The 12959-nt window shown below is 64.8% G+C and carries 13 protein-coding genes; 4 read left to right on the top strand and 9 right to left on the bottom strand.

What is annotated here, in order from left to right; all coding sequences use genetic code 11:
• Positions 1 to 106 precede the first annotated feature (106 nt).
• From ACPJXG_RS06840 to ACPJXG_RS06830, 3 genes are all read right to left on the bottom strand, one after another.
• A complete protein-coding gene (locus tag ACPJXG_RS06840) occupies positions 107 to 715 on the bottom strand; it encodes a chemotaxis protein CheB (protein WP_176388993.1) in 609 nt (202 codons plus the stop codon).
• A gap of 1 nt (position 716) precedes the next feature.
• Positions 717 to 1541 (bottom strand): CheR family methyltransferase, encoded by an 825-nt coding sequence (locus ACPJXG_RS06835; RefSeq protein WP_200880276.1) that lies wholly within the window; start codon positions 1539 to 1541, stop codon positions 717 to 719.
• 138 nt (positions 1542 to 1679) lie between these two features.
• Positions 1680 to 2627, bottom strand: coding sequence for an aldo/keto reductase (locus ACPJXG_RS06830; protein WP_425253770.1), 948 nt, complete (start codon positions 2625 to 2627; stop codon positions 1680 to 1682).
• 84 nt (positions 2628 to 2711) lie between these two features.
• On the opposite strand from ACPJXG_RS06830, the gene ACPJXG_RS06825 reads away from it, so the two are divergent.
• Positions 2712 to 3614: a LysR family transcriptional regulator gene (locus tag ACPJXG_RS06825; RefSeq protein ID WP_425253769.1), complete on the top strand. Its 903-nt coding sequence runs from the start codon at positions 2712 to 2714 to the stop codon at positions 3612 to 3614.
• On the opposite strand, the gene ACPJXG_RS06820 is transcribed toward ACPJXG_RS06825, so the two are convergent.
• Together ACPJXG_RS06820 and ACPJXG_RS06815 are read right to left on the bottom strand one after the other, a co-directional pair.
• Positions 3598 to 4185 (bottom strand): O-methyltransferase, encoded by a 588-nt coding sequence (locus ACPJXG_RS06820; RefSeq protein WP_425253768.1) that lies wholly within the window; start codon positions 4183 to 4185, stop codon positions 3598 to 3600. The genes ACPJXG_RS06825 and ACPJXG_RS06820 overlap by 17 nt on opposite strands.
• A 38-nt stretch (positions 4186 to 4223) precedes the next feature.
• On the bottom strand, positions 4224 to 5114 hold the full coding sequence (locus ACPJXG_RS06815; RefSeq protein ID WP_425253767.1) for a DMT family transporter: 891 nt from the start codon (positions 5112 to 5114) through the stop codon (positions 4224 to 4226).
• A gap of 101 nt (positions 5115 to 5215) precedes the next feature.
• Here ACPJXG_RS06815 and ACPJXG_RS06810 point away from each other — a divergent pair, with 101 nt between their 5' ends.
• A complete protein-coding gene (locus ACPJXG_RS06810) occupies positions 5216 to 5995 on the top strand; it encodes an AraC family transcriptional regulator (protein WP_425253766.1) in 780 nt (259 codons plus the stop codon).
• 81 nt (positions 5996 to 6076) lie between these two features.
• Entirely contained in the window at positions 6077 to 8539 is a 2463-nt protein-coding gene (locus ACPJXG_RS06805; RefSeq protein WP_425253765.1) for a hypothetical protein, read from the top strand.
• A gap of 120 nt (positions 8540 to 8659) precedes the next feature.
• Here the strand turns inward: ACPJXG_RS06805 and ACPJXG_RS06800 are convergent, their stop codons facing one another.
• From ACPJXG_RS06800 to ACPJXG_RS06785, 4 genes are all read right to left on the bottom strand, one after another.
• Positions 8660 to 9307 carry an FABP family protein gene (locus tag ACPJXG_RS06800; protein ID WP_176388999.1) on the bottom strand — a complete coding sequence of 216 codons (648 nt, stop codon included), beginning with the start codon at positions 9305 to 9307 and terminating at the stop codon, positions 8660 to 8662.
• Between the two features lie 78 nt (positions 9308 to 9385).
• A complete protein-coding gene (locus ACPJXG_RS06795) occupies positions 9386 to 9910 on the bottom strand; it encodes a hypothetical protein (protein WP_051958960.1) in 525 nt (174 codons plus the stop codon).
• A gap of 2 nt (positions 9911 to 9912) precedes the next feature.
• Positions 9913 to 10716: a type I methionyl aminopeptidase gene (map, locus tag ACPJXG_RS06790; RefSeq protein ID WP_425253764.1), complete on the bottom strand. Its 804-nt coding sequence runs from the start codon at positions 10714 to 10716 to the stop codon at positions 9913 to 9915.
• Complete coding sequence (locus tag ACPJXG_RS06785) at positions 10694 to 11329, bottom strand: TetR/AcrR family transcriptional regulator (RefSeq protein ID WP_425253763.1); 636 nt, start codon at positions 11327 to 11329, stop codon at positions 10694 to 10696. Before ACPJXG_RS06785 ends, map begins: the two co-directional genes overlap by 23 nt.
• Positions 11330 to 11441: 112 nt before the next feature.
• Here ACPJXG_RS06785 and ACPJXG_RS06780 point away from each other — a divergent pair, with 112 nt between their 5' ends.
• Positions 11442 to 12956, top strand: coding sequence for an AMP nucleosidase (locus ACPJXG_RS06780; protein WP_034750639.1), 1515 nt, complete (start codon positions 11442 to 11444; stop codon positions 12954 to 12956).
• Positions 12957 to 12959 lie beyond the last annotated feature (3 nt).

Genomic DNA, 12959 nt, shown 5'->3' with positions numbered 1-12959 from the left:
GGGGTCATCTTCAGGCATCGCAACGGCAAGATGCCATCGTGTTTCGATATGGACATAAACATTGTTTCAATTCTCACATATATTACACGCACTGCACTATTTCCATTCACTTGTGTTCGCCATCGCCGAGCAATGCCAGGCTGGCAGCCATCTGCGGCAAATCGAGCACGCGGTCGGCGCCGGCCCGCTTGAGCGCGGCCGCCGGCATGATGCCACAACTGGCCCGCTGCGGGTCTTGCACCCAGGCACTGCCACCCAGTTGCCGCACGCGCGCCAGGCCCGCCGCGCCATCGGCCGAGGCGCCCGTCAGGATGATGGCCAGCATGGCGCGCCGATAGGCCAGGGCCGCCGTTTCCAGCAGGACGTCGATGGAGGGGCGCGAAAAATACACGGGCGCTTCCTGCGACAGGGAAAAGCAGCCATCGGGTTCCACTTGCAGGTGGTAATCGGGCGGGGCGAAATACACGGTGCCGGCTTGCAGTGGTTCCTTGTCCTGCGCCTCGCGCAAGGGCAGCTGGCAACGTTCCGCATACAGATGCGGCAACTGGCTGGAACGGCCCGGCGCCAGGTGCAGCACCACCACCACGGTGGCGCGGCAGGCAGCGGGCAAGGCGCGCAGCACGATGCCCAGCGCTTCCACGCCGCCGGCCGAGGCGCCGATGGCGATCAGGCGCAGGCCGGCGGGCGGTGGCGCCACGTCGCAGCTTGGCAGCATGTCAGGCACGCTGGAAGATGCGTTCAGCCGGGCTCAGCTCGTTGAAGCTGGCCGCATGGCGGCTGAAATGCAGGCTTTCCTTCATGCCCAGCCCCAGGAAGCCCCGGTTCACCAGTGCTTCGTGGAACAGGCCCAGGCTGCGGTCTTGCAAGTCTTTATTGAAGTAAATCATGACGTTACGGCAGGAAACCATGTGCACCTCCGAAAACACGCTATCCGTCGCCAGGCTGTGATCGGCGAAAACGAACTGGCGCCGCAAGCGCCGCTCAAAGATGGCGCCCTTGTAGGCCGCCGTGTAATAGTCGGACAGCGAGCGCTTGCCGCCGGCCAACTGGTAATTCTCGCTGAACTGGGCGATGCGCTCGATCGGATAAATGCCTGCCTCCGCGGCGGCCAGCGCTTCCACGTTGATGTCCGTCGCGTAAATCATGCTGCGTTCAAGCAAGCCTTCCTCTTCCAGCAAGATGGCCAGCGACCATACCTCTTCGCCGCTGCTGCAGCCCGCCACCCAGATCTTGATGGAAGGATAGGTATGCAGAATGGGCACAACTTTTTCGCGCAAGGCGCGGAAGTAGGCGGGATCGCGGAACATCTCGCTCACTTGCACCGTAAAAAACTGCAGCATCTGCGCGAACATGGCCGGCTCGTGCAAGATGCGGTCCTGCAATTGCGACAGACTGGCGCAGCCGAAGCGCTCCATGGCCTGGCGCATGCGCCGGCGCAGCGACGCCACGGAATAATCGCGGAAATCGTGCTGATAGCGCAGCAGTATTCCCTCAAGCAATAACTTCAGTTCTATATCGAAAATATCGTCATCTAACAACATCCACCTCATCGGATACCGGACCGTTGAACACAGTGCAACGCACACCATGCAGTCACTGCAAATGCTAGCAGATCACCGGCAATTATCCCGCAGAGAAAGTATCAGTTTGGTACGCTGGCGTACACTCGCGCGTTTTTTTCAGGCATCCACGCCCTTCATGCCCTCCTCCGTATAGCGCGCACCGGCCGCCATGCCCAAGGGAAAGGCGGCGTTCATCGCCGCCAGTTCCGCGCCGTCCAGCCGCACGGCCAGCGCGCCGAGGTTGTCGTGCAAATACGCGATGCGCTTGGTACCGGGGATGGGAATGACATCATCGCCTTGCGCCAGCAGCCAGGCCAGCGCCAGCTGGGCCGGCGTGCAGCCTTTTGCGCGCGCCATGTCCCTGACCTGGGCGACGATGGCCTGGTTGCGCGCCAGGTTATCGGCCGCGAAGCGGGGATTGAACTGGCGGAAATCATCTGCGTCCAGGCTGGCCGCATCGGCGATGGCGCCCGTCAGGAAACCGCGCCCCAGCGGACTGTAGGCAAAGAAACTCGCGCCCACGTCGCGGCAGGCGGCCAGCACGCCCTGCTCCGGTTCGCGCGTCCACAGCGAGTATTCGCTCTGCACGGCCGCCACGGGGCAGATGGCCACCGCGCGCCGCAAGGTGGCGGCGCTCACTTCGCACAGGCCCACGGCGCGGATCTTGCCCTCTTGCCGCAGTTGCGCCAGCGCCCCCATCGATTCTTCCAGTGGCGTGTCGAGGTTCAGGCGGTGCAGGTAGAACAGGTCGATGGCGTCGACGCCCAGGCGCGCCAGCGACGCTTCGCACGCCTGGCGAATGTAGGCGGGGGAATTGTCGACGCGGCGCGCATAACTGCCCGCCTCGCGCGCCAGGAAACGTCCCAGCAATTGCTCGTTGTGGCCGAAACCGTAGGCGTCGGCCGTGTCGAACAGGGTCACGCCGGCCACCAGGGCCGCTTCCAGTGTCGCCAGGGATTGTGCCTCGTCCGTGGCGCCATAGAACTCCGACATGCCCATGCAGCCCAGGCCCAATGCCGAGCTGGTCAAGCCGCTATTGCCGATCCGTCGTTGTTGCAGTTGCATGTTGATCTCCCTCATTGTCAATGCGGCCAGTCTGGACCGCGCCGGCTGGCAAGGGAATGCCCGATTTCGTGATACCTTTATGGTATGAGAGCCCTCGATACCAATGCCCTGACCCTGTTTTGCGCCGTCGCCCGCTGCCTGAACTTTCGCCAGGCGGCGGAGCAATTGCACATGACCCAGCCGCCCTTGTCGCGCGCCATCAAAGGGCTGGAAGACAAGCTGGGCGCGCGCCTGTTCGAGCGCGACACGCAGGGCGTGGCCTTGACGCAAGCGGGACGCACGCTGCTGCCGCAGGCGCTGCACATCCTCGATTTGCTGGACACGGCGCAAGCGTCGCTGCGGCAAGACAGCGCGCCCGCGCGCCTGCGCTTGGGTCTGACGAGCTCCGTGGCGGCCGGCCTGTTCCGTCCGCTGCTGGCGGCGCTGGAGGGGCTGCTGGGCAATGTCCGTCTGGAACTGACGGCGGCACCGTCGCCGCGCCTGGTGGCTAGCGTGCGCAAGGGCCAGCTCGATGCGGCCCTGCTCGCGCTACCCAGCGCCACGTTCGAACTGGCCGTGCAGCCACTGGCGCGCCAGCCCATGATGCTGGCCCTGCCCACCGGCCACCGGCTAGCAAAGAAGCGCAAGCTCAGCCTGGCCGACATTTCGATGGAATCCGTCTACTGGTTCGAACGGGCGCGCCAGCCCGCCTTCTTCGACCATTGCCAGCAAGTGTTTCGCCGCCATGGCTTCGCGCCGCATTTCCGGCGTGAAGCGCCCGATCACCATGTGCTGCTCGGCGACGTGGCGGCCGGCAAGGGCATGGCCCTGCTGGCCGACTCCTTCCGCGCGCTGCGCCTGGACGGCGTGGCCTACCGAAAATTGGTGGAGGGCGAGGAATTGGCGGCCGGTATCGGCCTGGCCTGGCAGGCCGATACCGGCCATGCGTCCCTGCCCCTGTTGCGCCAACTGGCACAAGAACATCTGAACATCAGTTGCCGGCCTTGACGGCGATGAATTCGCCCTTGCCGACGGTGGCCAGGCACGTCGTGTAGCGGCTGTCGGCGCGGATGGCTTCGATAAAGCCGGCCATGTCCGCGTAGTGCGAACTGGCGTTGTCGACCACCAGCACGCCGCCGGCCGCCAGCGCGCGGTCCAGCTGCGGCCACCACTGCGCGTATTGCTGGCGCGCGGAATCGAGGAAGATGAAATCGTAGGCGCCGTCGGCCGCATCGCGCAGCACGTCGCCCGCGTCCGCCAGCAGCTGGCCGATCACGCCTTGCAATTGCGCGCGTACAAAGTTGGCATGCGCCATGTCGAACTTGTCCTGCGCCTTTTCCACCGTCACCACCTTGCCGCCCAGCGCCTGCACGGCGCGCGCCAGCCACAGGGTGGAATAGCCGTTCGACGTGCCGATTTCCAGCACCCGCCGGGCGCCGCGCGCGTGCACCATCACGGCCAGCAGTTCGCCCGTGTCACGCGTGATATTGAGCATGCGGCTGGCCCGCTCCGCATGCGCCGCATCGTTGCTGTTACCAAATGCTTCCAGTTCGCTCAACAGAGTATCGATGCTTGGCATGGCGCCTCCTTGCTCAAAACACCAGCATAGCAAAAAAACTATGCCGGTGCGCGGCGCAGCGGACGTTTCAGATACTGCACCATCACCACGCCCAGCAGGGTCACGCCGCCACCGATCACATCGTAGCTGTGCAAGGTTTCACCGAGGAACAGCATGGCGATGATCACCGTGAACACGGGCAGCAAGTTCATCAAGGTCGTCGCGCGGCTCGGCCCCAGCTTGGCCAGGCCATGCATCCACAGGAACGGCGCGAGGATGGACGCGGGAATGCCGGCAAACAGCACCAGCGGCAGGCCGGCGCTGGTGACGGGCGGCGCGGACTGGCTCAGGTAATACACGAACAGCACGGGCACGGCGCACCAGACCTGGATCAGCAAGGAATGCCAGTTATTCAGGGGAATCTTCCAGCGCTTGAGCAGCACGCCATAGCCCGCATATGACAGGCACGCCAGCAGCATCAGGGCGTCGCCCACGGCCGCGCCATGGGCCAGCAGGGCGGCAGGATCGCCATGGCTGAGCAGATAGGCCAGTCCCAGCAGCGACACGAGACCGCCAAACACGCCGCCCACGGTGGGCGCCTCACCGAGCAGCAGCACGGACAGGCCCACGGCCAGCAAGGGCATCATCGACGCCAGGATGCCCATGTTCGTCGCCGTCGTCGTTTGCGCGGCGATGTAGGCCAGGCACTGGTACATGACCATGCCCAGCATGCCAAGCACAAACAGTTTGCCAAGGTAGGGCTTCACCACGGCCCGCTGCTTCCATACGGGACGGGCGAACACCAGCGCCAGCAGCACGCCAGCCAGCAGCCAGCGGTAGAACGAGATGGCGGCCGGATCGATCACGCCCACGGCCATCTTGCTGACGATGGTATTGATGGCCCAGATCAGCACGGCGATCACGGGTAACAGATAGTGTTTCACTTGCATGCGGCGTACTCCATTATTCAATACCGCCATTTTCGCATGGTCCGATTCCATGGATATAATGAATACCGGACAAACGATGCGAAGAACAGGACAAAGACACCATGGCCAGCAACCAGCATTTTCCCGCCGTTTCCGACGCCCTGCCCTATCCCGTGTACTTTCGCCTCGACGATTACCGCGCGCACCAGCAGTTCGATTACCAGAGCCATCCGTGGGGCCAGCTCACGTATTGTTCCACGGGCGTGATGGAAATCATGGTGGCGGGCCAGCGCTATCTGTCGCCGCCCCAGTACGCCGTGTGGATACCGCCCGAGACCTTGCATGACGGCTATATCCGCCAGGATGTCGTGTTTCACTCGGCCTACATCGACACCAGCTTGTGCGCACAACTACCGGCCCAGCCGTGTGCGCTGGTATTGAGTCCCTTGCTCAAAGCCATACTCGGCGATTTTGCAGAAAGAAACGTCACCACGCCCGCCACCGAAGCCGACCAGCGCCTGGCGCAAGTGCTGGTCGACCAGCTGCAACTGGCGCCGTGCAGCCGCAACTACCTGCCCGGCAGCGACGAGCCCGTCATCGCGGCGCTGCTGGCCGCCCTGCAGGCGGAGCCGGGCAGTAACCGCTCACTGGCGGAGTGGGCCGCGCAACTGCACGTGACCGAGCGCACCCTGGCGCGCCGCTGCCAGCGCGAACTGGGCATGCCGTTCGGCGAATGGCGCCAGCGCCAGCGCTTCCTGGCCGCCCTGCCCCTGCTGGAACGGGGAGACACCGTGCAGGCCATCGCGCTGGAACTGGGCTACAGCACGGCCTCGGCCTTCATCGCCATGTTTCGCCGCCAGAGCGGCGGCACGCCCGACCAGTTCCGCCGCGGCCTGCGCTGAAAAAGCGGATCCGCTTTGTCATGGTTTGTCATATGGGGATGCTAAAATTCAAACATCTTTCCAGAGAGCAAAAGGACGCGCATGAACCCCAGCACCGAGACGACCCATGAAACCCCAGGCAGCGAGGATGCGCCGCAGGTGACGGAGACGGTCGTGACGGCGCCAGCGCCCCTCCTGCTCGACAAGGAAGAGATACCCACGGTGCTGGGCAAGCTGCGCACCCTGGTGCAGGACAAGACGCGTTTCGAGCCGCACGACATCACGCCGCTGGCCGAGGAAGACGTGCTGCAGGAATTCTCGCTGCAGGCAAACTACGCGCTCGAAGCGCGCTTCGAACAGCGCGTCATCAATGGCTATTTCACGCCAGCGGGCAATGACTGCCGCTGTGGCTCCCACGAGGTGGGAGCGCTCGCTCACGCTCAGGAAAAGGAAAGACTGCGCCGCGCGGCCGGCAAGCTCGACAATGCCTTGCGCCAGGCAGGCCAGGCCTACAACGGCGTCGAAGCGGGCGTCTACCTGCCGCACGCCGTCAAGTACTGGCACCTGGACACCTGCAGCAACTGCACCGGCAAAGGCCGCATCGGCTGCCACACCTGCTACGGCGCGACGACGGAAACGTGCTGGAGCTGCCACGGCGGACGCACCGTCAGCTGCGACGCGTATGGCTGCTACGGCAGCGGCAAGGTGTCTTGCTCGTATTGCAGCGGCAGCGGCACGGTGTCCGAGCAAGTCACCGATTACATCACGGTGCAAGTGCCCACTACCACCTACAGCAACGGCAGCTCGCACACCAGCTACCACAGCGAAACGCGGCCCCAGTACCGCACCGAATATCGTAATTGCTACCATTGCAGCTTCGGCAAGGTCAGCTGCAACACCTGCCACGGTTCCGGCAGCATCAATTGCGGCACCTGCCGCGCCAGCGGCAAGGTGACTTGCCGCACCTGCAGCGGCGTGGGCGACTTGCGCTGCAACCCGTGCGACGGTTCCGGCAAGGTGGGCAAGGCGGCCTGGGTCGACGTGCACGTGGCGCCCGGCTACAGCGTCAGCCTGCCCAAGCAGGCCCCCGACGACGCGCGCCGCATCCGCGACAAGGAGAGCGTGCACTCACTGGCCGCCATTGCCAGCAGACTGGGCCTGGCGAAAGTGAGCATTTACAATGAAGACCAGCCGCAGGAAGTCGACGCCCTGTATGCGGCCAAACTGCGCATCGTGCGCCTCGACGCATCGTGCAACGCCGAAAAGCACCACCTGGTGGCGTACGGCACGGACTTGCGCTGGCTGACCCTGGACGACATCGTGGAAAAGCTGCTGCGCGGCGACCTCAAGGCGCTCAGCGACGCGCTGGCCGGCAGCGCCGACGACGGCCTGTTCTCGGCCCATGTGCAGGGTTTGTTGACGCCGCTGCGTGACGTGGCCGCCTCGGAACTGAATGCGGACGTGATTGAATCGGTGCTCAGCGGAGTAACCGACCACGCGCACGTCGACGTCGTCTCCGCCGAGTATGCGCAAAATGTGCGCACCTGCGTGCTGGGCGCCTTGCGCCAGGTCTACACGCGGCTGGCCAAGCAGTTCTGGTGGAAAAGCGCGCTGGCCGCCCTGGCCGCCGCCATCGCCACCTGGTTTTTCGCGGGACGCGGTGCCGCCGCCGTCGCCGGCCTGCTCGTCACGGGCGCTGGCTACTGGCTGTTCAACCGCAAGGTGAAAGCCGTACTGAGCGAAGCGCTGGGCGGCGAGCAGCAAGCCGAACGGGCCATGGGCATCGCCGGCAAGGGCCGCCGCAACCAGCTGGCGCACGTGCTGATCCTCGCGCCCGCCAGCCTGGCCGTGCTGGCCGCCAGTTATGGCTTGCCCGTGCGCGTGCGCCCGGTGTCCGCGCCGCCGCAAGCGGCCATCGCGTCGGCGCCCGTCGCGCCCCATGCGCCAGCCGTCGTGCCGCAAGATGCGAGCAGCGCCAAAGCCGTCAAGCTGTATGAAAATGGCGACAAGGTGCAGGCGCTGGCCATGCTGGAGAACCTGGTCGGCAAGGGCGACGCCGGTGCGTATGGCCTGTATGGCTGGATGCTGCTGATGGGCGAAGGCAAACCCGGCCCCGTCACGGCGCCAACGGCGCAGCAGCGCGCAGCGCGCCAGGTAGCCGCCAAGCCGCTGATCGGCAAGGGACTCGTGAAGAACGACAGCTATGCGCTGACGGCGAAAGGCGTGATGCTGGCCGAAGGCTGGCAGGAACCGCGCAACATGGCGCGCGGCCTCGACCTGCTGAAACAGGCGGCCGGCAAGGGCAATGCGCAAGCCATGCACTTATTGGGCCTGTACCACGTGCGCGGCTACCAGATCCCCGTCAACCACAAGGAAGCGCGCAAATGGTTCACCCTCGCCGCCGACAAGGGCAGCGCGGGCGACATCTACAACCTGGGACTGATGGACTGGGAAGGGGCGGGACTGAAACGCCCCGACCGCGCCAGCGCCATGCAGCGCTGGAAAATCGCGGCCGCCATGGGCGAGGAGCGCGCGATCAAGGCCGTCGCCCAAGAAAAACCCTAGAGCCCTGACAAAACCGTAGCGAGCGGAAGGAAGTTGTGGTCGAGAAGCGCAACTGTACGGAGGTACAGTGAGCATCGCAGGCCACAAATTACGACGCGCAGTAGGTTTTGACAGGTGCTCTTATGCGGCCGCCGCCAGCGCCTGTAGCGCCATCGGATTCGGCGTCGGCTCGGCGATTTTCGTCAGCAGGTTGCGGTCCGTGTGGTGGAACGGTTCGTCCTTGCCGCGGATCAGCATGACCGTGTCTTCATCGTAGCCCCAGGTGCCATCGGCGTGGATATCGACCTTGATCCGGTATTCGACGGTGGTGAACGCGTGTTCGAGGAAGGGGTTCGAGCAGATGCCGTAGGCCGTCGAATCGCGCTTGGCCACCAGTTCGAAACTGCTGGCGTCCGCCGTCGTCGTGCCGGACGCCATGGCGATCTGGCCGCGCGGGATGGCCAGGGTCTGGATCACGGCGCCCGTGGCCGGTTCCCACAGCCAGTAGCCGACCTGCTCATGATACGTCTTGACCTGATCCGGCTTGGTGATGTGGATGTAGTAGCGCAGGCCGTAGAACAGTTGCGGGCCGTTGGTGACGGGGTCGATCGGCTGCAGTTCGATGCGCTCGACGAAGGCCTGCTTGCGCGGACCGTCCGCTTTCGGCTTGACGTCCAGGCCGCGCGTGCCCGTCCAGATGCCGGCCATGCCCGTCAAGGGGCCCAGGTTGTTCAGGGTGTGCACGTCGGCGGACGGCTCGGTGTAGATATCTTCGGGAAAATCGCTCATGCGGAAGTCTTCAAAATGGGGCAACAGTGCTTGCCGCCATTGTAAGACGCGCGCCCGCCGGCGGCAAAGCGCCAGCCGTCAGGGAAACTGCGTAGTGTGGCGCTCGATGAACAGCAGGGCCGCAGCGGCCAGCGCGGGGCGCTGCGTTTCAAACACGGCTTCATCGCGCGTTTGCAGCAGGTTGGCAGCCACCTCGGGCAGGTCCAATGCACCGGCGATGATCGCCGCCACCGCGTCGATATTGGCGTACAGGGCGCTGTCGAAACCTTCCCAGTCCACATAGGCCAGCCACTCAGCCAGCAGCACCATGCCGGCGACGGGCGGCGCCAGGGCCGCGATGCGATCAAGGCGCAATACGCTGTCGCTGCGGATGTCTTCCTGCTGCAGCACGGCCAGCGCCACGTGCTGCAGCGCGTCTTCCGGATCGCGCCCGTATTTGTTCAGCAGGCGCTGCGTCAGCGTGTAGCGTTCGGCGTCGATGCCGCGCAGGGCGGCCGCCACGTCGTCGTCATGCAGCGCCAGGTGGCGCGCCGCGCAAGCGACATCCACGCCGGCTTTCGCGGCGACGATATCGGTGAGCTGCTGCCGGCGCGCCTCATCCATGCTTACACCAGCGGCTCGGTCGAACCGGTCAGAGTGAAGATTTCAAAACCCGTGTCCGTCACGGCCAGCGAGTGCTCGAACTGCGCCGACAGCGAACGGTCCTTCGTCACCGTCGTCCATTTGTCGGGCAAGACCTTGACCTGGTAGCTGCCCACGTTGAGCATCGGCTCGATGGTAAAAATCATGCCCGGTTCCAGCACGATGCCCGTGCCGGCGCGGCCGTAATGCAGCACTTGCGGCGTATCGTGGAAGACCTGGCCCACGCCATGGCCGCAGAAGTCGCGCACGGAAGAAAATCCCTGCGCCTTGGCCACCGCTTCGATGGCGGCGCCCACGTCGCCCAGGGTAGCACCCGGACGCACGGTGTGGATGCCGGCCATCATGGCTTCATACGCCGTGTTGACGAGGCGGTTGGCGAGGATGGAGACGGCGCCCACCTTGAAGGTGCGGCTGGTGTCGCCGAACCAGCCCTGGAACTTCGGTGTCACGTCAATGTTCAGGATGTCGCCCACCTTGAGGATCTTGGTCTCGGACGGGATGCCGTGCGTGACCACGTGATTGACGGAGATGCAGCTGGCGTGCTTGTAGCCGTGGTAGTCGATGGTGCCCGGAATGGCGCCGGCGGCGCGCATGAATTCTTCGCACAGGGCGTCGAGCTTGGCCGTCGACACGCCCGGTTTCACGAAAGGCGCGATGTAGTCGAGCGTGTCGGCGGCGATGCGGCCGGCCGCGCGCATGCCGATGAAACCTTCTTCGTCGTGCAGGGGGATTTTCTTGCCGTGTTCAAGCTGGGTGGAATAGCGCATGGTTTTCTTCTTGGTTAGTGTGTGTGGTGTGGGCGGCCCAGCCGCGCACGGCGTCGTGCGAGGCGCGCAGCATGGCGTCGACGCTGGCCGGTATCGGCCGCTCCTGGGTCAGGTAAGGCTTGACGACGGCCACGGGGGCGTCGATCAGGACGAATTTGAGCAGCATGTGATCGAGGTCCAGCTCCGTGGTGGCGGGCATGGTTTCGGCGCAGCGCACAAAGCAGGCGTCGAGCGCGGCCTGCTCTTCTTCCACGGCGGCCAGCAATTCCTCGCTAAGGCCACTGCTGAAATCGGGGCTGTCCGCGCATTGCAGCAGGAAGCGCGCATACACGGGCTTGCGCCGGCACCAGTCCAGCAAGCCATGCACGCCGGCCCAGGTGTCGCCGCCGAGCCAGCGGCTGGCCACTTCCTCGCGGAAGTCGCTCTTCACGCGCAGCCAGGCGCGCGCCAGGATGGCGTTGCGCGAATCGAAGCGGTGGTACACGGAGCCGATGGGCGCACCGGCCTTGACGGCGATGGCGGCCATCGAGACGGCGCCCACGCCGCACTGGGCGGCGACGGCGATCGCGCTGTCGATGAAGTTGTTTTCGTTGAATTTTGCGAGTCTGACCATTCAAATAGAATACAGATTCTATTTGAATCCGTCAAGCGGCCCCAGATGCGCCGACAAGAGTTGCCCCGCTGCCTTACAATGGTATGCACGAACCGCTACAAGGAGAATCCGCTTGCTTACGCCCCCCTTCATCGCCTCCTCCCGCTTCGACGATCCACGCCTGGCGTTGGAACAAGTGCAAGCCATTTACCGCAGCAGCATCGAACACTTGCGCGATGCGCTGCAGCGCTTTGTCGCCGGCGAAGACATGCACGAGCGCGTGCGCGCCTGCTACCCCTTCGTGCGCATCCAGACCGACACCGTAGCGCGCGCCGACTCGCCGCTGGCCTACGGTTTTGTCGCCGGCCCCGGCGTGTTTGAAACCACCCTGACGCGCCCCGACCTGTTCGGCGACTATTACCTCGATCAATTCACCCTGCTGCTGAAAAACCATAACAGCGGCCAGAAGGTGCACCTGGAAGTGGGCGTCAGCGCCCAGCCCATTCCCGTGCATTTCTCGTTCGCCGAGCATGACCATATCGAAGGCAATATGGATGCGGGCCGCCGCCTGGCCATGCGCGACCTGTTCGACCTGCCCGACCTGTCGGCCATGGACGACGGCATCGCCAACGGCACGCACGAACCGGCGCATGGCGAAGCGCAGCCGCTGTCGCTGTTCACGGGCCCGCGCGTCGATTATTCGCTGCAGCGCCTGCGCCATTACAGCGGCACCTCGCCGCAGCACTTCCAGAACTTCGTCCTGTTCACCAACTACCAGTTCTACATCGACGAATTCATCCGCCTGGGCCACGCCATGATGGACCGCGCGCCCGACGCGGCCGCGCCCTCGGACGACGACGGCTACATCGCCTTTGTCGAACCGGGCAACGTCGTCACGCGCCGGGTCGGCCAGACGGTCGAGAGCGAGGATGCGCTGGGCGCCGCGCCGCCGCGCCTGCCGCAGATGCCTGCCTACCATTTGCTGCGCGCGGACGGCAGCGGCATCACCATGGTCAATATCGGCGTCGGTCCCGCCAATGCGAAGACCATCACCGACCATATCGCCGTGCTGCGCCCGCACGCCTGGCTGATGCTCGGTCATTGCGCCGGCCTGCGCACCACGCAAAGCCTGGGCGACTACGTGCTGGCGCATGCGTATGTGCGCGAAGACCACGTGCTCGACGAAGATTTGCCGCTGTGGGTACCGATCCCGCCGCTGGCGGAAATCCAGCAGGCGCTACAAACGGCCGTGGCGGAAATCACCCAGCTGACGGGACATGATCTGAAACACATCATGCGCACGGGGACCGTGGCCAGCACCGACAACCGCAACTGGGAACTGCTGCCGCAGCGTACGCCGGAGCGCCGCTTCAGCCAGAGCCGCGCCATCGCGCTGGACATGGAAAGTGCGACCATCGCCGCCAATGGCTTCCGCTTCCGCGTCCCGTACGGCACCTTGCTGTGCGTGAGCGACAAGCCGCTGCACGGCGAAATCAAGCTGCCCGGCATGGCCAACCACTTCTACCGCGAACGCGTCGACCAGCACCTGCGCATCGGCATCCGCGCCGTGGAACTGCTGCGCCGCCAGGGCGTGGACCGGCTGCACAGCCGCAAATTGCGCAGCTTTGCGGAAGTGGCGTTTCAGTAAGCG

This window comes from Janthinobacterium sp. NFX145, from assembly GCF_049810325.1.
GTDB classification, from domain to species: domain Bacteria; phylum Pseudomonadota; class Gammaproteobacteria; order Burkholderiales; family Burkholderiaceae_D; genus Janthinobacterium; species Janthinobacterium rivuli.
Note: the sequence above shows the minus strand (reverse complement) of the source record. Positions and strands in the feature narration are given on the sequence as shown.